The sequence below is a fragment of the Asticcacaulis sp. P2_C5 genome (genome assembly GCF_056404555.1).
In genome coordinates, this window is record NZ_JBFUDU010000020.1 from 25034 (window position 1) to 44953 (window position 19920).

The 19920-nt window shown below is 61.2% G+C and carries 13 protein-coding genes; 10 read left to right on the forward strand and 3 right to left on the reverse strand.

Annotated elements, in window-relative coordinates; all coding sequences use genetic code 11:
* Positions 1-148: 148 nt before the first annotated feature.
* A complete protein-coding gene (locus AC1DXO_RS24710; RefSeq protein WP_476980878.1) occupies positions 149-1543 on the reverse strand; it encodes a protein adenylyltransferase SelO family protein in 1395 nt (464 codons plus the stop codon).
* Complete coding sequence (locus tag AC1DXO_RS24715) at positions 1540-2235, reverse strand: cystatin family protein (RefSeq protein WP_476980879.1); 696 nt, start codon at positions 2233-2235, stop codon at positions 1540-1542. The genes AC1DXO_RS24710 and AC1DXO_RS24715 overlap by 4 nt, the downstream gene beginning before the upstream one ends.
* A 603-nt stretch (positions 2236-2838) precedes the next feature.
* Here AC1DXO_RS24715 and AC1DXO_RS24720 point away from each other — a divergent pair.
* The 5 genes from AC1DXO_RS24720 to AC1DXO_RS24740 all read left to right on the forward strand — a co-directional run bounded on the left by AC1DXO_RS24720 (position 2839) and on the right by AC1DXO_RS24740 (position 12918).
* A complete protein-coding gene (locus AC1DXO_RS24720; RefSeq protein WP_476980880.1) occupies positions 2839-5490 on the forward strand; it encodes a TonB-dependent receptor in 2652 nt (883 codons plus the stop codon).
* A 269-nt stretch (positions 5491-5759) separates the two neighbouring features.
* Positions 5760-6518, forward strand: coding sequence for a hypothetical protein (locus AC1DXO_RS24725; RefSeq protein WP_476980881.1), 759 nt, complete (start codon positions 5760-5762; stop codon positions 6516-6518).
* A gap of 90 nt (positions 6519-6608) precedes the next feature.
* Positions 6609-7580: an alpha/beta hydrolase family protein gene (locus tag AC1DXO_RS24730; RefSeq protein WP_476980882.1), complete on the forward strand. Its 972-nt coding sequence runs from the start codon at positions 6609-6611 to the stop codon at positions 7578-7580.
* Between the two features lie 60 nt (positions 7581-7640).
* Positions 7641-8738 carry a tetratricopeptide repeat protein gene (locus AC1DXO_RS24735; protein ID WP_476980883.1) on the forward strand — a complete coding sequence of 366 codons (1098 nt, stop codon included), beginning with the start codon at positions 7641-7643 and terminating at the stop codon, positions 8736-8738.
* Between the two features lie 271 nt (positions 8739-9009).
* A complete protein-coding gene (locus tag AC1DXO_RS24740; protein ID WP_476980884.1) occupies positions 9010-12918 on the forward strand; it encodes a beta strand repeat-containing protein in 3909 nt (1302 codons plus the stop codon).
* Between the two features lie 157 nt (positions 12919-13075).
* On the opposite strand, the gene AC1DXO_RS24745 is transcribed toward AC1DXO_RS24740, so the two are convergent.
* Positions 13076-14884, reverse strand: a complete 1809-nt coding sequence (locus AC1DXO_RS24745; protein WP_476980885.1) for a long-chain-acyl-CoA synthetase — start codon at positions 14882-14884, stop codon at positions 13076-13078.
* Positions 14885-15117: 233 nt separating this feature from the next.
* Here AC1DXO_RS24745 and AC1DXO_RS24750 point away from each other — a divergent pair, with 233 nt between their 5' ends.
* The 5 genes from AC1DXO_RS24750 to AC1DXO_RS24770 all read left to right on the forward strand — a co-directional run bounded on the left by AC1DXO_RS24750 (position 15118) and on the right by AC1DXO_RS24770 (position 19919).
* Positions 15118-15339 (forward strand): hypothetical protein, encoded by a 222-nt coding sequence (locus tag AC1DXO_RS24750; RefSeq protein ID WP_476980886.1) that lies wholly within the window; start codon positions 15118-15120, stop codon positions 15337-15339.
* A 253-nt stretch (positions 15340-15592) separates the two neighbouring features.
* Positions 15593-15901, forward strand: coding sequence for a TrbC/VirB2 family type IV secretion system protein (locus AC1DXO_RS24755; protein WP_476980887.1), 309 nt, complete (start codon positions 15593-15595; stop codon positions 15899-15901).
* A gap of 7 nt (positions 15902-15908) precedes the next feature.
* On the forward strand, positions 15909-16193 hold the full coding sequence (locus AC1DXO_RS24760) for a VirB3 family type IV secretion system protein (RefSeq protein WP_476980888.1): 285 nt from the start codon (positions 15909-15911) through the stop codon (positions 16191-16193).
* Positions 16194-16209: 16 nt separating this feature from the next.
* The gene (locus tag AC1DXO_RS24765; RefSeq protein ID WP_476980889.1) at positions 16210-18636 is read left to right on the forward strand and encodes a VirB4 family type IV secretion/conjugal transfer ATPase; all 2427 of its coding nucleotides are present in this window, start codon (positions 16210-16212) and stop codon (positions 18634-18636) included.
* The gene (locus AC1DXO_RS24770) at positions 18633-19919 is read left to right on the forward strand and encodes a TrbL/VirB6 family protein (protein WP_476980890.1); all 1287 of its coding nucleotides are present in this window, start codon (positions 18633-18635) and stop codon (positions 19917-19919) included. Before AC1DXO_RS24765 ends, AC1DXO_RS24770 begins: the two co-directional genes overlap by 4 nt.
* The last annotated feature ends 1 nt before the right edge of the window (position 19920 follow it).

Sequence of the window (19920 nt, forward strand, 5' to 3'; positions counted from 1 at the left end):
CAGATTTTCAGCTTTATGGCTTGAACCTCAGGCTCTGCCAGCAATTGAATGACGCGCGAAGCACTTCGCCCAATCAACCTTCCTAATCTGTGTAAATCTGTGCCAATCTGTGGGGAAATCTAATAAAAGCATCGGCTTGGGCAAAATGTCAGGACGTTAGACCCAAGGCTTGTCGATATTTCTCTATGGCGTCGAGTTTGGCTAAAAGCTGCGTCCAGTCGTCGCCGCTGGCTATATCGGCCCAGATGGCTTCGATCTCATCAATCAGCAGGGTTTCAGGACCAGGTCCGGTAAAACGCGGATGGTCAAGCTTGGTCGCATCGTCGGTTTCGTAATCGGTCAGCACCGTTCGGAAAGCCGCAAACGCTTCGCCGCTATAGTGAGAGGTACGCGGGCCGTTCAAGGCGCGCGATTGGCTGGCTGCGCCTCCGAACCAGTCGTAGAACAAGCCCTCAAAGCCGCCGTCGAAGTTTAGATCGCGCATCAACGCAAACAGGGCGTCTATGAGGGCCTGATTGTCGGCCAGTGGTGTCAGGTTTAGCCGCACACACAAAGCCAGGCCCAGTTCGCGGTCATAATGTTCGGCATAGGCGTTGAAACTGGCCACCAATGGCTCGCTATCGGTGATCAGGGTCAGTGAGCGGCCCAGCTGGCCCAGGTTCCACAGCACAGCATCGGGCTGGCGGCCATAGGCGTAAAGGCCGGAATGGTCGAAATAGGCCGCGGTGAAGTTCGGATCGTAAAACGGCAGGAAGCGGTAGGGGCCGTAGTCGAAGCTTTCGCCCGTGATGTTCATATTGTCAGTATTGAGCACGCCATGCACAAAGCCGGCGGCCATCCACTTCGCAGCCAACCGCGCCGAACTGCGCACCGCAGCGTCGAACAGGCCTGCGGCGTCGCCGGCATCGGGATAATAGTTGGCGATGACGAAGGTCACGAGGTCACGCATGGTCTCGGCGTCGCCGTGATAGGCCGGGCGCTCGAACGTGCCAAAGCGGATATGGCTATGGCTGAGGCGGACCAGGACCGAGGAACGCGTCGGTGACGGCTCGTCGCCGCGCATCAGCGCTTCGCCGGTTTCAATCAGTGAGAACGAGCGCGAGGTCGGCACACCCAGGGCTTCCAGCATGGCGGTGGCCAGGACCTCGCGCACGCCACCCTTCAGGGTCAGACGGCCGTCACCGCCGCGCGACCATGGCGTCTGGCCCGAGCCCTTGGTGCCGAGATCGAGCAAACGGTCCTTGTCGTCGAGCAACTGGGCAAAGAGGAAGCCACGGCCGTCACCGAGATCGGGATTGTAATGGCGAAACTGATGGCCATGATAGCGCAGGGCCAGAGGGACCGGCTGATTGTCGGTCAAGGGCTCGAAACGGCCGAAATGGCGCAGCCAGTCGGCATCGGACAGGCCGTCGAGTCCGACCTCTACGGCGGCGCGATCGTTACGATAGCGCAGGACGGTTTGCGGGAAATCGGCGGCCGTGACCGCGTCATGGAGGACCAGGCCGGACGCGAGCAGGCGCGGAGCGGGGCGGTAAAGGCTCACTCGCAGGTCTCAACCTCGTTCCACGACGTCAGTTCCAGGGTCTGGTCGGGATGTTGCCAGACGACGGCCTTGACCAGGCGCTGGCGAATCCAGCTCGACTCGTGGCCGGGCGTGCGGACGCGCAGGCACAGTTCGTAATTCATGCCGGCGACGACCTGGCCCTTCATGGACTTGACCGACTTCAGCAGGTAGCCGTTGGGTGCGGCGCTCATGGCAAAGTCGGTGACATGGCTGATTGTCGCCTTGTCGGTCACCGGTGAAAAGCCGCCGGTGATGACAGGCTCCGGAGTCGGGTCGGCATGGAACCAGCCGCGTTTTACCTTTTCGGGACGGGACGGCTTTTGTCGGGGGGCAGGGGTTGCGGCCATCCGGGGCGCTTCCGGAGCAGGCTGTGGCGCCGCCTTGACGGCCGCAGGCGCTACCGGCACCGACGCAGGCGCGGCAGGCGCCGGCTGTGCCACAGGCTTGGGCGCCGGTTTGGCGGCGAGAGGCGCTGGTGGTGGCGCTGGCGGAGCCTCGGCCAGAACTGGCGCAGGCGGCGGGACATTCTCTTGGTCTTTGTCGTGTCCCTTGCCGGCGAAGTCGGGCAGGCGGCCCTCGACCATGAAATCCGGAATGTTCGGATTGGCGCAGCCCGTCAAAAGGACAAGGGAAGCAAGTGTGACGACAGCGGCAGGCATGTGGCGGGGCATGAAGGCTCTCCGGACGAATTCGCCCCTACACCTGCCGCTTTCGCTTGGCCGGTGCAAGGGCCTTGTACAAATCGCCCATGAAAGTCTTGCGGCGTTTTACGCGACTTCCTCAGGCCGTGGCCGGATTCTGGCGCCTCGGCAGGCGCAGTCCGCCATCATCGCCGCAGGGGGTGTGTCTTTTATGCGGCATAGGCTTCACAATGAGCCTGATTTCAGGCGGTTCTACGTCCTGATCAAGCGAATTTGTGGATCAAAACGTTATGAAAACGCGTGTTGTCCTTGGGGCAATGCGATAGACTTGCGCAGGCGCAGCAATTTTGCGCTATACGCAACCTTCCGCTGCGGCAGGCCGAGAATAAGTCAGGTTTTTCAATGCCAAGTGAATTTGATCGCGGACGGGCCGATCGCCGGCTTCCCGTGAAGCCAGCCGGCAACAGGTTATTGGTTGTGCGACGCAGTATAGACTTATTGATTATTTGTTTCCGTGCACGTCATGTGCTACAGGAAAAAGTAATCATAGCACCGCTTTTTATGGCGCGTGCCTGATCCTGAAGACATAACAAAAAACTTCAAGCAGAGACGAAATTTACCTAAGGGAAAGAAATGCAAAACGCCACACAATTACTCAAGATTCGCCGTCTTGCTCTCCTCATGGCCGGTGCCGCGGGAGTCGCCCTGAGTGCCGGAGCGCTGAGCGCAGGGGCCGCCCAGGCCCAGGACGCGGCCAAGCCGGCCGAAGACACCGTCACTGTCATTGTTACGGCACAAAAGCGCGCCCAGCGTCTGCAGGACGTGCCGATCGCCGTCACCACCCTGTCGGCCAAGCAGTTGCAGGACGCCGGCGTGCACGACATCAAGGACATGCAGATCCTGACGCCGGGCCTGACCGTCACCTCGACACAGAACGAGACCCTGACGACCGCCCGCATCCGCGGCGTCGGCACGGTCGGTGACAATCCCGGTCTGGAATCGTCGGTCGGTATCGTGATCGATGGCGTGTACCGTCCGCGCAACGGCGTCGGCTTCGAAGACCTTGGTGAAATGGAGCGCATTGAAGTCCTGAAAGGACCCCAGGGCACGCTGTTCGGCAAGAATACCTCGGCCGGCGTCATCAATATCATCACCAAGAAGCCGCAATTCACCTTTGGCGCCGACGGCGAAGCGACTTTCGGCAATTACGGCGCCAAGGGCTATGCCGCTTCGGTCACCGGCCCGATCACCGACGAGGTCGCCGGCCGCCTGTATATCGCGTCGCGCGAACGTGACGGCTATACCGATGTCGATACCGGCGTCGGCCCGCGCACCCTGAAGGCCGACCAGGACCAGAATTTTCAGACGGTCCGTGGCCAGCTGCTGTTCGTGCCGAACGACAATATCGATATCCGCGTCATCGGCGACTATTCCCACCGTGATGAATATTGCTGCGTCGCCGTGCAGACCCGTACCGGCCCGACCGCAGCGGCGGTCAACGCCCTGGCGGGCGGCCATGGTGTAGCCGCAACGGCCGATCCGGAAGCGCGTCTTGCCTATGCCAACCGCGACACCCATCAGGTGGTGCGCGACGGTGGCGTCAGCGTCGAAGCCAATGTCAAGCTGCCGGGCTTCTTCGACTCGACCCTGACCTTGATTACGGGCGGCCGTGACTGGAAGGCGACCAACGGCCAGGACATCGACTATACCGGCGCCGATATCCTGTACCGCAAGGACAATGGCGACTTTAACGCGCGCTTCAAGACCTTTACCCAGGAAGTTCGCCTGGCCGGCGCGACTGACAGGCTGAACTGGCTGGTCGGTGGCTTCTTCGTCAAGGAAGATCTGAGCCGCAACGACTCCTACGTCTATGGCTCGGCCTATGAACCCTATCTGGGCCTGCTGCTGTCGTCGCAGGTTCTGGGCACGCAGGATCCTACCTTTGTCGCCAAGCTGACCAGCACCAATGGCAGCGGCGTCACGGGCGCCCAGCACTACACGCCTGGCGCCCAGGCGCGCGACCACTATACGCAGAGCGACGAGAGCTACGCCTTCTTCACCAACGATTCGTGGAAGGTCACGGATCAACTGGAACTGACGGTCGGCCTGCGCTACACGCACGAAACCAAGAAGATGACCGCGCTTTACACCAATTCGGACGGTGGTGCGGCCTGTCTCGCGGCCGTGACGCGCTATCAGACAGCCGGCGCCCTGCTGACCGCCAATGGCGGCAGCGGTCCGGCCGCCGTCGGCGCCGGTGCCAACCCGTACTGGGTTGGTGCTATCCTGGCAGGCAAGGCCCCGACCCTGGTCGGCGCCATGTGTCCGTTCTGGGCCAACTTCCAGTTCTCGAGCACCGCGGTCGGTGGCAATCGCCGTGTCGCCTTCGACAACAGCGACAGCAATCTCTCGGGTACCGCGAAGCTGTCGTATCACCTGTCGGAAAACGTCATGGTCTACGGTTCGTATGCCAAGGGCTACAAGGCCGGCGGTTTCAACCTGGACCGCGCCCAGACCGGCATCACGCCGGATTCGAGCCTGTGGTTCGCGCCGGAAACGGTCGACTCCTACGAACTGGGTATCAAGAGCACGCTGTTCGGCGACAAGCTGATGGCCAACCTGACCCTGTTCGATCAGCGTTATGAGAACTTCCAGCTCAACACCTTCCTGGGGACGGCCTTTGTGGTCGAGTCGATCCCGGAAGTGAGCTCGAAGGGCTTCGACGCCGACTTTATGTGGCGCACGCCGATCACCGGTCTGACGATTCAGGGTGGGGTGTCCTATGCCGACACCAAGTACGGCCAGTTCGCGGCGGCCGATCTCGACAACCCGGCGCACTTCCCGGGCCTGTCGCTGCTGCCGGGTTCGCAGATGTCGTTCGCACCCAAGTGGACGTCGTCAACCTCGGTCAGCTGGAACCACGATTTCGGCGACCTGCGCGCCAGCGCCAGCGTCACGGCCAAGTATTCTTCAGAATACAATACCGGTTCCGACCTGATCCCGTTCAAGCTGCAGGAGGCCTATACCCTGGTCAACGGCCGCTTTGGCATCGGCGCTGCCGACCGCAAGTGGACTGTGGAAGTGTGGGGCCAGAACATGACCGACGTCAACTATCGTCAGGTCGTGCTCAATGCGCCGCTGCAAGGGACGGGCTTCCAGTCGACGGTCCAGTCGGGTGGTTCCAACCCCGGCACCTATTATGACGTCGCCAAGGACAGCAACACCTATGATGCCTTCCTCGGTACGCCGAAGACCTATGGCGTCACCCTGCGCGTTCGCTACTGATAGCTCTACTGTGAGCGGCTGCAACGGGCCGTCTTGCTGCGATACGATGCTCACGTACTTGAGTACGCTCCGCTTCGTGTCTCGCAAGCCAGCCTGTTTCGCCGGCTCACAGCGAGCTATCGGCTCCGCGCCACGAGAAATACCAAAGGAGCTGGGGCCTACGGTCTCAGCTCTTTTCTATTGGGCCTTGGGGAGCGGCGGAAACCTATTGTATTTTATCTGCCTATTCGACAGTAGTTGGCCGACTGGTAACGTCCTCGGAGACACTCATGGCGCAGCGTTTTTCACCTGTATTGGCGGTCGTGGGCTGTTTGTCCGTCCTCGGGCTTTTCGCCTGCGATGCCTCCAAACCGGCAGCGACATCGCCCGGTGATCAATCCAGCGAGTCATTGGCCACAGACCAGGTCCCGACGCCGGTTGCCTCCGCCGAGTCGACGGTGAGCGCCGTTGCCTTCACGCCGACATCCTGCGCTGATGAGCTTGGCGCAACGGCAGCGGAAGCGCGCGCCAAGATATGTCGCAATGTCTCGCCGGCGACCCATCCGCCGTGCAATGTCGCCAACAGTTGTGCGATGATCGACGATGAGATCGCCCGCAGTTGCGCCCTGTTCGATGGCCAGGGATCGCCGATGCCTGGCTGTACACCGGCACCGAAAAGCTCGGAAGCGGCCGCGGCCGTTATCCTTCGCTACTATTCCGCACTGAACGCGCATGATTACGAGACGGCCTGGCAGCAATGGGGGGAGGGCGGCGCCCCTAACCAGACACTGGCGACCTTCACGGCGGGATTTGCCCATACCAAGTCGACGCATGTGACGATCGGAAAGCTTGAACCGGCGGAAGGCGCAGCGGGCTCGATCTATCAGACCGTGCCTGTTGTGGTCGATGCGACCCTCGATAACGGGACACGCCAGCAGTTTAAGGGCGACTACACGGTTCGCCGCGTTAACGGCGTCGACGGCGCGTCGGCAGCGCAGTTGCGCTGGCACATCGGGTCGGCCCAGTTGACGGTGGCCAGACCCGGTTAGGCGGTGTTTCGGTTGCAAACGGCTGTGGATAAGGGCATGTTGTGAACTCTGGACCGGAGAGCGCGCCGGCAAGGGCAGGGGGTAATACTGATGGATCGCAGGCATTTCTCGATCGGGCTGCTGCTCGCTGGCGCCGGATGCAGCGCAAAGACCGAGGCCGAGCCTCAGTCGAAAGCTCAGTCCGGGGCCAGGGCTACCCTGGCCGGGGAAAAGGCGAAGTACAAGACGGTCGTGCATTTTCCGTCGTCCTACGGAAAGCCGATCGACACACCACCAAAAAAGATCTTCGACCTCGTGTCATATCCGTCGGCGGTCGGAGATCTTGGCGCCTATCTGACCCCCGACCCGGGGGATGGACGCAAGCATCCAGCGATCGTGTGGATAACCGGCGGCGAGAGCAATTCCATTGACGATATGTGGACACCCCGGAGCCGCGAGAACGATCAGTCGGCGGCGGCCTATCGTAAAGCCGGCATTATCATGATGTTCCCGTCCCTGCGCGGTGGCAATCATAATCCCGGCAAGGTCGAGGGCCTGTACGGCGAAGTCGACGACGTCCTGGCAGCGGCGGATTACCTGGCGAAACTGCCCTGGGTCGATCCGGCGCGGATCTATCTGGGCGGGCACAGCACCGGCGGGACCCTGGCAGTGCTGACAGCGGAGACGCGCGGATCGCGGTTCCGCGCCGTTCTGGCCTCAGGGCCGGTCGATGACGGCACACTCTATGGGAAATGGTTTATTCCCTACGATTTCACGACCCTGCCGGAGGCTGAGCACAGGTTGCGGTCGCCGGTCGAGTGGCTGCCCGATGTTGAGGGGCGGTTGTTCATTGTCGAAGGCTATGGCGATGAGGGAGCGTCGAACATCGAACCGCTCCGCGTCATGAAGGCGGCCAACGCCAATACCAATATCACCTTCGCGGAAGTACCGAACTGCAACCATTTTTCAGTGCTGGCACCGTTGAACGAAGTTATGGCGCGAAAGATTCTGGCCGATACGGGCCAGGGACCGGTTTTCGACCTGACGGCGGAGGAGATCACCCGCCAGATGTCGGCCGGTTGATGCCGGCCATCGGACAGGATGATTTAGGGCGGCTGCCCGTCGGCTTTTGGGGGAGACGATATGCGTAACGTATCTATCATGGTTTTGGGGTTGCTGGTGGTCGGACTTTTGCCAGCTGTGCCGGCGTGGACGCAGGACGGCACACCGGCGGTGGTAGCGCCGGTTTCCGATGCTGCCAGCGACGAGCAGCAATATACGGCGGCTGAGACAGCCTACAATGCCGGTGATTTCAAGGAGTCGGCGCGCCTTCTGACACCCTTGGCCGAGAAAGGGGCCGATGGCGCCCAATTCAATCTGGGCCGTCAATACGAGCTGGGGCAGGGCGTCGTTCAGGATGATGCCGCGGCCGCCGCGTGGTATCGGAAGGCTGCCGACCAGGGGCGGGCGGAAGCACAATTCCGGCTGAGCATGTTGTACGAGCATGGCCTTGGCCTGCCCGGGGACACGGCCATGGCAGCCGGTCTAGCGCGCCAGGCGGCGGACCAGGGCTACGGTCCGGCTCAGTATAATCTGGGGTCAATGTATGCGGACGGCGACGGCGTGCCGCAGGACTATGCAATGGCTGTTCAATGGTACCGGAAGGCCGCCGACCAGGGTGTGGTCGAGGCCCGGACCAATCTGGGCTATATGTACAGGCACGGCCTGGGGATCGCCCAGGATTCAGCCGCGGCTGCCGAACTGTACAGGGCAGCCGCTGAGCAGGGCGACGCGGAGGCGCAATTCAATATTGCCGGTATGTATTTTGTGGGTGAGGGGGTTCCCGAGGATTTCGTCCTGACCGTCAGTTGGGACAGGAAGGCCGCCGAACAAGGGCTGGTGCAGGCCCAGTATGCAATGGGTATGCTGTACAGCAACGGAAAAGGGGTTGCCAAGGATGAATCAGCCGCCGCGGCCTGGTATCGCAAGGCTGCCGATCAGGGAATGAGCGAAGCGCAACTGAGCCTTGGTGCCGCCTACGCTCTTGGCAAAGGCGTGCCCGGAGATTATGTCGCGGCCTACAAATGGTTTTTACTAGGGCTGGAGAGCGCTACCGACCAGGAGAGCCGGGACAGGGCGACCGAAGCGCTGGACAAGATCGGGATGTCGATGCCGGACCCCGATATCGCCAAGGCCAAAAAACTGGCCAAGGCGTGGAAGCCGATAACGAAGGCGCCGTAGGGGGAGCGCGGTTATCGCCAGGGCTTCCCATGTTACGGTTGGCCGTCCAAAATGCGCCGTGTTCAAACCCTTGTGACGTCATTTGCCCGTCCCGTTGCGCCGTGCCATTTCCCAGACCATGATTGGCATCGCGGCGCCAATTTTATCAGGGCTTCGGGGCACAGATCGTGCACCCAGCGGACTAAGTTGTGTGTTTTCGATATTTATTGACACGGCCTGACCTGAAATCCGGTGACTTTACGCTTGATCTTATGAAGCGGAGGAAATGATAATGGCTACGTTCACAGCGACCGGCGAGATGTTCGTCAACACGACAAATGCCGGTAATCAATACGGTTCCTATAGGGCTGGCAATATCGCGGCCCTGGACGATGGCGGCTATGTTGTCGTCTGGACCAGCCAGTCCAGTCCGACCAGCGCCGTCATCAACATGCAACGCTACAACAGCCACGGCGAAAAGGTCGGGATCGAGACCAAGGTCAACACCTTTGCCGGGTTCGACATACTTCCAACGGTGGCTGTTCTGAACAACGGCACCTATGTCGTCACCTGGACCAGCCAGAACGGACAGGATGGCGATGGCAACGGCATCTACATGCAGCGCTTCGCCGCCAACGGCACGCTTCTGGGCGTCGAGACGCGTGTCAATGCGACCACGGCGGCCAATCAGGACGCGTCCCTGGTCACGGCGCTCAGCGACGGCGGTTTCATAGTCGTCTGGGATTCGCAACAGGACGGTTCGGAATACGGCGTTTACGCCCAGCGCTACGATGCCGGTGGCGTCACCGTCGGGCCAGAGTTTCGCGTCAATACCACAACGACGAACTTCCAGGACAATGGTTCGACCCTGGTGCTGAGCGACGGCAGCCTGGTGATTATGTGGGAAAGCGTAGCCCAGGATTTCGGTACGGGTTACGGCGTTTACATGCAGCGCTATTCGTCAACCGGCGTCGCCCAGGGCGGCGAGACCCTGGTCAATACAACGACGGCCAACCATCAATTTACCCCCAAGGGCACTGTCCTGGCCAATGGCGACTTTATCATTGCCTGGGCCAGCAACCTGCAGGACGGCAGCAGCTATGGCATCTATACGCAGCGCTACAATTCCGCCGGTGTCGCCCAGGGTGGCGAGGTTCGCGTCAATACGACAACGGCCAATGCGCAGGGTTTTCCGGTCATGGCCGCGCTGCATGACGGCGGTTATGTCGTGGTATGGATAAGCCATGGTCAGGACGGCTCCAACCCGGCCAGTTTCGGCATCTATATGCAGCAATATGACAGCACGGGCACCAAGGTTGGCCTCGAGACGCGCGTCAGCCAGACCGCGGCCGGCGACCAGACCAACCCCGCCGTTACTGTGCTTGACAATGATGCCATCGTCATTACCTGGCAGAGCCAGGGTAATATCTGGGAGCGCATCTTCTTCAGCGATGAGGTCGTCAACGACATCGCGGGCGCCCATGCGATCACGGGGTCGGGGGAGCATGCCCAGACGATCAATGGCCTGGACGGCAACGACACGCTGAGCGGCGGGACGGGCTTCTCGCCGGATACCTTGAATGGCGGGGAAGGTGACGACCTGATCAAGGTATCGGGCGGCGATTCCGGAGTAGGCGGCAACGGCAATGACACCTTCCAACTCGTCCTGCTGAATGGCCAGAATATCTTCCTGGATGGCGGCGCCGGCTACGATATCCTCGATGCAACGGCATCCGCCTTTGCTTCTGGCTGGATCTTCACCAATACCCAACAGATCGAAGAGTTCCGCGCCACCGCTTTCGGCGACTATCTGGATGCATCTTCCGAAACCAATACTGCCATGGTGATGAAGGGCGGGCTGGGCAATGACACGTTCAAGGGCGGAAGCCTGGCCGATACGCTGCAGGGGGCAGATGGCAATGACAGTCTGAATGGTGGCACCGGCAATGACACTGTGCAAGGCGGTAGCGGCAATGACGTTGTCGACGGCGGTATCGGGGCGGACAACCTGGCTGGCGGTGCGGGCGACGACAGCTACTACGTCGACAATGCCGGTGACGCGGTCGCAGAACTGAGCGGCGAAGGTAATGATACGGTCTTTACCGGTATTACCTATACCCTGGCCGCTGAGGTCGAAAACCTGATTATGACGGGCACCGGCAACCTGACCGGAACCGGCAACGGGTTGGCCAACAGCTTGACCGGCAATAACGGACACAATGTGCTGGATGGCGGAACGGGCGTCGATACGATGGCAGGTGGGCTGGGTAATGATTTTTATGTTGTCGAAAATGTGGGTGATGTAACGACGGAGAATGCCGCTGCCGGTACGGACACGGTCCTGTCGTCGGTGAACTGGACGCTGGCTGACAATATCGAGAACCTGATCCTGTCGGGGCCTTCCAATACCAGCGGCGTCGGCAATGCGCTCAACAATGTGCTGACCGGCAGCACCAGCCGGCACTCGCTGACCGGGCTGGGCGGTGACGACACCTATATGGTCGACAGAGCTGACGACGCGGTCATCGAGGCCACTGGCGGCGGTACGGACGCGGTGTGGAGTTCGGTGAGCTATGTGCTGGCCGGCAACCAGTATATCGAAAATCTTTTGCTGACCGGCACGGGCAATAATAATGGCACGGGAAACGGACTGGCGAATAGCCTGACCGGCAATTCCGGCACCAATCTACTGGATGGCCTGGCTGGGGCGGATACCCTGGCGGGCGCATTAGGCAACGACACCTACATAGTCGATAATATCGGCGACGTGGTTACCGAGGCGATTTCGGCGGGCACGGATATCGTCCAGTCGTCCGTCCGTTTCACGTTGGGTGATAATATCGAACGCCTGTTGCTGACCGGCACGGCGAATATCAACGGCACCGGCAATGGCCTGGTCAATATCATCACCGGCAATGACGGTAACAATATCCTGGACGGCGGGTTGGGTGGCGATAGCCTGACCGGCGGTTTGGGCGACGACACCTTTATTATCGACGACATCGCCGACACGGTCCGCGAGGTGTCCGGACAGGGCACAGATACGGTCAAGGCCTCGATCTCCTTCGCGCTGGGGGCGCAATATATCGAAGCTCTGTTGCTGACAGGGGCGAGCGATATTAATGGCACGGGCAACAGCTTGGCCAACAGCCTGACCGGAAACACCGGCAATAACCTGTTGGACGGCGGTGCGGGTGCGGACACCCTGACGGGCGGTCTGGGTAACGATACTTTTGTCATCGACAATGTTGGAGATGTGGTAACCGAAAGTAACGGGCAGGGGACGGATACGGTTCAATCGTCGATCGCCTTTGTGCTGACCAATGCCATGTCGATCGAGACCCTGACCCTGATGGGCGCGTCGCACATCAATGCGACCGGCAATGCCATTGCCAATGCGCTGAACGGCAACAGCGGCAACAATACACTGAATGGTGGTTCGGGAGCCGATACCATGGCGGGTGGCGCCGGATCGGATATTTATGTCGTCGAGAATATCGGCGATGTGGTGATCGAAGCGCTGAATTCCGGCACGGACTCGGTCCAGTCGGCCGTGTCCTTCGTCTTGAGCGCCAATGTCGAAAACCTGACCCTGGCGGGTTCGGGCAATATCAACGCTACCGGCAACGGTTTGGCCAATACGATCTACGGCAATGCCGGTAACAATATGCTGGATGGCGGCGGCGGAATCGACAGGCTGTATGGCCGTGCGGGCAATGATACCTATGTGATCGATACGATTGGCACGGGTGCGTCCGAGGTGCTGAGCGGTGTCGACGCCGGCGGCCATGATGTTGTGCAGGCTTCGGTCAGCTTTAATCTGGGTCTGTATATCGAGGACCTGACCCTGACCGGTACTGGGGTAATCAATGGTGTCGGTAACGATCTGGCCAATACGATTATCGGTAATGGCAGCAACAATATCCTGAAAGGGCGGCTGGGTAACGATACGCTGACCGGTGGGCTGGGCGCGGATCAGTTCGTCTTCGAAGCGACGGCCGGACAGGACAGGGTCACGGATTTCTCAGCGGCGCAGAACGATGCCATCAATGTGCATGCCCTGGCCAACGGCGTGGTTGGCGGCGGCGGGATCACTCTTAGCCAGGTCGGTGGCGATACTCTGATCGACCTGGGCGGGGGGAATACCGTGACGGTGGTGGGCGTGTTGGTGGCGGATGTGCAGAGCCATATGGTGTGGTAGCTGGCTCCGACATGTAATGGGGTCTGGCGCCTGAGGCCCCAGCTCTTTTCCCCTTAAATGGAAATAGCCTCGCCTTGCGGCGGGGCTATTTCCATTTAAGGGGAAGGGAAGATGTAGGGTCCGAGGACCCCACGCCCCGTTACATGACAGCGCCCGACTACAAACGCAATTGCCCCGCCTTGATCTCCGCCAGCATCGCCGTCGTCATCGGCAGATACTCATCATTGGCCACCAGCACATACAACGGATCGGTCACAACCGCCGGATCGAAGCCGTCCTTGATCAGATCCATCTTCTTGTACTTGAACGTGCCGGTCGTCTCGACCTCCTGCAACAGCCGGATAAACCGCGGCCGCGCATAGACCGGCAGGTGGCTGTCGATATGCGCCTTGAACGCCTTCAGGTCGAAACCTTCGCGCGTGATCAGGGCCGCCATGCCCGCCTTGCCGTCGTGATTGGCCACCGGCACGCCATAGATGATCGCTTCTTCGACGCCCGGCGCCGCCGCACAATGCTCGGCCACTTCCGACGTCGAGACATTCTCGCCCTTCCAGCGGAAGGTGTCACCGATACGGTCGACGAAATAGAGATAGCCGTTCTTGTCCTGGCGCATCAGGTCGCCCGTGCGGAACCAGGAATCGCCCTTCTTGAAGACGTCGGTCAGGATCTTCTTTTGCGACGCCACCTTGTCGGCATAGCCCGAATAGGCGTGGCGCGCATCATGGGCAATCTGGCCGATCGCCTCGCCGACCTCACCCGGCTTGCAGTCATAGCACAGGCCGTCAGGCCGGCGCTCGGGCATCTCGGATTCGAGATCGAACTTGACCAGGCGGACATTGAAGCGGTTGCGGATGATCTTCGGCACGCGACCGATAGCGCCTGGCTGGCCGTCGAGATTGAACAACGACACATTGCCCTCGGTCGAGCCATAGAACTCGACGATGTTGGCAATCTTGAAGCGCTTCTGGAAATGCTCCCAAACTTCCGGACGCATGCCGTTGCCGAAGGCCATCTTGACCTTGTGGCGCGTCTCGTCGTCCGGGTTGGGCGAGGGCGGTGAATTGACCAGATAGCGACACAGCTCGCCGATATAGACGATGTGTGTCACCGCATTGTTGCGCACGTCGCTCCAGAACTGGCTGGCCGAAAACTTCCGCTTCAGCACCAGGGTGGCGCCATTCATCATGGCCGCTCCGACCGCGCACAGCCCCGCCGTCGCATGATACAGCGGCAGCACGCAATACAGCCGGTCTTCAGGCTTCATGTGCGTCAGGCCGGCAAAGGCCTTCATGTACATCTGGGCCCGGGCATTGGAAATCTTCGCCGCCTTAGGCAGGCCCGTCGTACCTGAGGTGTAGATATAGAGGGCGACCGAATTGGCCGTCATGCCCTGGCGCGGCGTCGCCTCAGGCCGGACGCTCGACACACCCTTCAGGGCCAGGTCGAGACTGCGGCAGTTCTCGGTCTCTTCCGAGCGGTCGAGGTCCAGTACCCAGACGGCCTGATGGCGCTCGATCTGCTTTTCGACATCGCGAAAAGCCGGCAGGGTCGAACGGTCGACGAGGGTCAGGGAGGCCATGGAGATGTTGATGCAATGCGCCAGTCCCGGTCCGGTCAGCGAATTGTTGATCAGGGCCGTGATGGCGCCGATTTTGTTCATGCCCAGCCAGGCTGCGATATATTCGAGCCGGTTGGGCATGAACAGCGCCACGGTGTCGCCGGGTTTCAGGCCGCGCGCCCGGCCCCAATGGGCATAACGGTTGGCCAGGGTGTCGAGTTGCTGATAGGTGAGGGTCTTGCCCTCGAACAGGATGGCGAGATTATTCTGGTACTTGTCGCACGCCTTCTCGAAGTCGTCGCACACCAGGTTGGGCGAGTCGGGGCTGACGCTGCTGATCGAACGCAGGATTCGGGCCAAACGCTTGACGAAGGTCATGTCCCGTTTGATCGAAGTGAAGAAACCCATGCGTACGTAGCTCCTGACGGGCCCGGCGAGTGTGGTGAGAGCCCCGATCCCTAGTTAAGACCGAATCATTACAGTTAAAGCGTGAAATCTGCGTGAATCGGTGTTTTTTTAAGGCTCTGGCTGACGCAACCGCAAGGGAAGCAGGCTCTAATGAAGCCCATCCTTTTTGCCGACTTGAACCGCGCGGCGGAAACCTGCTAAACGCCGCGGATACAATAATAAGGAGCAGCACCTTGACCACCGTCGCCGAAGCCCTCGAAGGCATCTACGAGTCGCTTGCCAACGACAATGCCGAGCTGGACGCGCACATCAAGGTGCTGAAGACCGCCCTGGCCGAAGAAGGCCTGAAGGAGGCGGTCGTCGAGCCCATGCGCCTGGCCCAGAATAACCGCCAGGGCCGCAAGCTGATGCAGTCCTATTTCAAGAAAAAAGGCGTCACGGTTGTTTTTGCGTAAGATTGGGGTTTTCGCCGCCTAAAGGCAAATCGCGGCCATCCAAACACCCGTCTTCTGCGTAAGATGATCATGGCCGGCTGAACCCGGTGGCAGGTGTGCGCCCTGAATATGTCGGGTCTTGTAACGATCAGGACAAACTGCGCCTTCATCCTGCCGTCGCCTGCGGCTAAACCTTGAAAAACCGGCGGCGTTAAGCAACAGTCCGCAGTTAATAAGCGGGGTGATTCCCGCGTGCGCAAAAGGCGAGGACTTCATGAAGACGATCTTTTCCAGAACCTGGCTCGGCCTCGGTTCCCTGTTGGCGGCCGTAACCGCGACGTCAGCTTCCGCACAAAGCGATCCGGTCGGCTCGTCGCCCATCTCTGGTGCGCTCGACTGGATCCAGGGTACGCTGATGGGCCGTGTCGCGACGTCGGTTGCCGTCATTGCCGTCGCCATGGTCGGTTTCATGATGCTGACCGGCCGGATGAACTGGCGCTACGGCGCGACCGTCATTATCGGCGTCTTCATCCTGTTCGGCGCGGCCACCATCGTCGCCGGCATCCAGCAGATGGCGCATTAGACCACCCATGAGTGAATTGATCAAATCGACGGTGTTCAAGGCGCTGACCCAGCCGCAGATGTTCGCCGGCGTGACCTATTCCTATTTCATCATCAACGCCGTCGTGACAACCGAAGCCTTCCTGATTACCCGGTCCTTCTGGGCGTTTGCTGTGGCGGCGGTCCTGCACGTCATCGGCTATCTCGCCTGCCTGCGCGAGCCGCGCGTTTTCGACCTGTGGCTGATCAAGGTGTCGAAATGCCCCCGTATTCGTAACCACCGCCACTGGCGTTGCAATTCGTACCATCCGTAAGGCGTAAAACAGACCTATGGCCGACGCGCCCAAGCCTCTCACTGGATTTGCCGGCTGGTTCAAGAAGGAGCAGCGCGTCGGAGAACGCCTGCCCTATGACCGCCTGCTGGACGACCGCACCATCGCGCTGCGCGACGGCAGCCTGATGCAGTCGATCTATCTCGAAGGCTTCGCATTCGAAACCGCCGATACCGACGAGGTCAATCACCGCCAGATCGTCCGGGCGGCGGCCTTGCGCGCGGTGGGCTCGTCGCGCTTTGTGCTGTATCACCACATCATCCGCCGCCGCGTCACGGTCTCCATGCCGGCGACCTATGACGACCCGGTGTGCAACCTGATCCAGCAGCAATGGCAGGACAAGCTGAAGTCGCGCCAGCTGTTCGTCAACGACCTGTTCATCACCATTGTTCGGCGTAATCCCAAGGGCAAGGTCGGTTTTGCCGAGCGCCTGGCCGATATGCTGGGCCAGGGTGTTGGCGGCAACGCCCAGGCTGCCGCCATGGCGCGCGACCACAAGGAACTGCAGGCGGGGTCCGAAGCCATGATGGCGGCGCTGCAGGCCTATGGACCGCGTTTGCTGGGCGGTTACGAAACCGCCAATGGTCGCTGTTCGGAGCCGCTGGAGCTGTTGTCGGCCCTGTTTAATGGCGAGATGCGGCCGGTGCTGGAGCCGTCGAGTGATCTCGGCGACTATCTGCCCTATCGCAGGGTGTCGTTCGGCCTCGATGTACTGGAACAGTCCACGGCTGGCGACGGCAAGGACTTTTCGGCCATCATGTCGCTGAAGGACTACCCCCCGCACGCCACGCCTGGCATGTGCGACGCTATTTTACGCCTGCCGTTCGAAATGACCCTGACCGAAAGCTTCGGTTTCGTCGATCGCCAGATCGGCCTCGAACGCATCAACCTGGCCCTGCGTCGTATGCGCGCCGCCGACGAAGAGGCCATGTCGCTGCGCCAGGGTCTGATGACGGCCAAGGACGACCTGGCGACCGGCAACTTTGCCCTGGGCGAACACCATCTCAGCCTGCTGGTCCGCGCCAAGTCGATCGAGGCGTTGGACCCCGCCGCCGCCCAATGCCAGGCCGCCCTGGCCGATCTCGGCGCCGTGGCGGTGCGCGAGGACGTCAATCTGGAACCGGCCTTCTGGGCGCAGTTTCCGGGCAATGAATCCTACATCGCCCGTCGCGCCCTGATCTCGACCGGCGCCTATGCGTCGTTCGCATCGTTGCACGGTTTCCCGATCGGCCAGCCCGAAGGCAATCACTGGGGGCAAGCGGTCAGCGTTTTCGAGACCTCGTCCGGCACGCCCTACTATTTCAACTTCCATAAGGCCGATCTCGGCAATTTCACCGTCATCGGGCCGTCGGGCTCGGGCAAGACAGTGGTGCTCAACTTCCTCGCCGCCCAGGCGCAGAAATATAAGCCGCGCACCGTGCTGTTCGACAAGGACCGTGGCGCCGAAATCTTCATCCGCGGCGTCGGCGGCCATTACGCTACCCTGCGTCCCGGTGAGCCGACGGGCTTTAATCCGCTGCAACTGGCCGACAATCCGGGCAATCGGGCGTTTTTGCGGGCCTTGATCGCGCAACTGGTGACGCGGCCGGACCTTCCGCTCAATTCCGAGGAAGAGGCGATCATCACCGAGGCGGTCGACGCCAATTTCGACCAGGATCCGCAGTATCGCCGCCTGCGCTATCTGCGCGAATTGCTGGGCGGCTCACGGCGCCCGACGCACGGCGACCTGGCGGCCCGGTTGAACCCGTGGGTCGGCGACGGCGAGGCGGCCTGGCTGTTCGACAACGAGGTCGACCGGCTCGACATGGACGCCCGTACCTTGGGCTTCGACATGACGCTGCTGCTCAACGAGCCCGTCCTGCGCACGCCGTGCATGATGTACCTGTTCCAGCGCGTCGAGGAACGGCTGGACGGCCAGCCGACCATCATCATCATCGACGAGGGCTGGAAGGCGCTCGACGATGAAATCTTCGCCGCCGCCATCCGCAACTGGATGAAGACCCTGCGCAAGCGCAACGCCATACTAGGCTTCGGTACCCAGTCGGCGCGCGACGCGCTCGACTCGCGCATCGCCTCGGCCATCATCGAGCAGTCGGCGACGCAGATATTCATGCCCAATCCGCGTGCCCAGGTCGAAGACTATGTCGATGGCTTCGGCCTGACCCTGCATGAGCTGGACCTGATCCGCGCCCTGCCGCCGCATGCCCGGGCCTTCCTGGTCAAGCACGGCAATCACAGCGTCGTGGCGCGGCTGGACCTGTCGTCCATGCCCGATATCCTGACCGTGTTGTCGGGACGCGAAAGCACGGTCCGCCAGCTCGACGATCTGCGCGCCATCCATGGCGACGATCCGCGCGACTGGTGGCAGCCCTTGATCGGCACCGAATATCCGGAAGCCGCCGCGCGCAAGCGGGGGAGGGCATGATGCAGGCCGGTGTTTGTCAGCCTATCACGCTTGTCGGTGAAACCTCGGTTTCCGGGTCACTCATGGCCATGGACTGCCACATCAATGCCGCGGTCGAGATCGGCTATAACCGTCTGTTCGGTCCGGGGGGCGCTTTCGGTTATGCCCTGACCAGCATGCTGATCATCTATGTGGCGCTGATTGCCTTTGGTTTTTTAACCGGGCGCACGCAACTGACCCTGACCATGATGTCGCCGCGCATCATGACCATGGTGCTGGTCCTGACCTTCGTCAGTGTTTGGCCAGCCTATCACGCTATCTTCTATGGCCTGTTCATGGACGGGCCGGACGAGGTTACCGGCGCATTGCTGGGTAATCATGGCAAGGCGATGATGAACTTCGCCCAGGGGCTGGACGGCCTGTTCGTCAAGTTCGCCGAGATCGCCCGGCATCTCGATGGCCAGTCGACGGTTTCGACCACCACTGTGGCCCAGCCCCAGGTCGTCGAGACCCTGATCCAGTCGAAATCCATGCCGGTGACTTTGTTCTGGCTGAGCGGGCTGTTCCTGCTGTGCTCGACCCTGGGCCTCCTGATCCTGACGCGGATGGTGCTGTACCTGCTGCTGATTCTGGGGCCGATCTTCATCGTCCTGGCGCTGTTTCCGCAGACGCGCGGACTGTTCAATGGCTGGATCCGCACGACGCTGATCTTTGCCCTGGCACCGATGCTGACCGTGCTGGGCGGGACGGCGGCGCTGATCCTGTTCGTGCCGCTGATCAACCATATCGCCGAAGACCCGGCCGGCGCCGTCAAGGCGGTCCAGCCGATGGTCATCCTTTTCATGGGTTCGCTGATCTACTGCGCCTTTTTATTCACCCTGATGTGGGTGGCGGCCTCGCTGGTTCGCGACTGGCAGGCGGCCTTGCGCACCACGCCCGACGCGCCCACCGGCAACGGCCAGGCCTTTAACACGCCGCCGTCCCAGACCATTCCCCTGCTGACCAACACAACGGGGCGCAGCGTCAATGACGCCTATGCCCGAACCGAACCCCTGGTCATGGCCGTCACGCGCGACGTTCAAGGTGGTGCGTCGGGGCAGGCGTCGGCGGCGACCACGCGCGCCGAAGGGCTCGGGCTATACGATCCGCAGGCGCGTTCGACCTCTGGCGACCGTTTCAGTCGCGTCCAGGGTCTGGGCCAGCGTTTTCGCGGCCGGACCTCGGCGCTGGGCGTACCGACGATTGCCAGTCAGGCCGGCCCCAATCCAGCCGGCACAGTTCCCCCTGCGAGGCAGGACAGTTGAG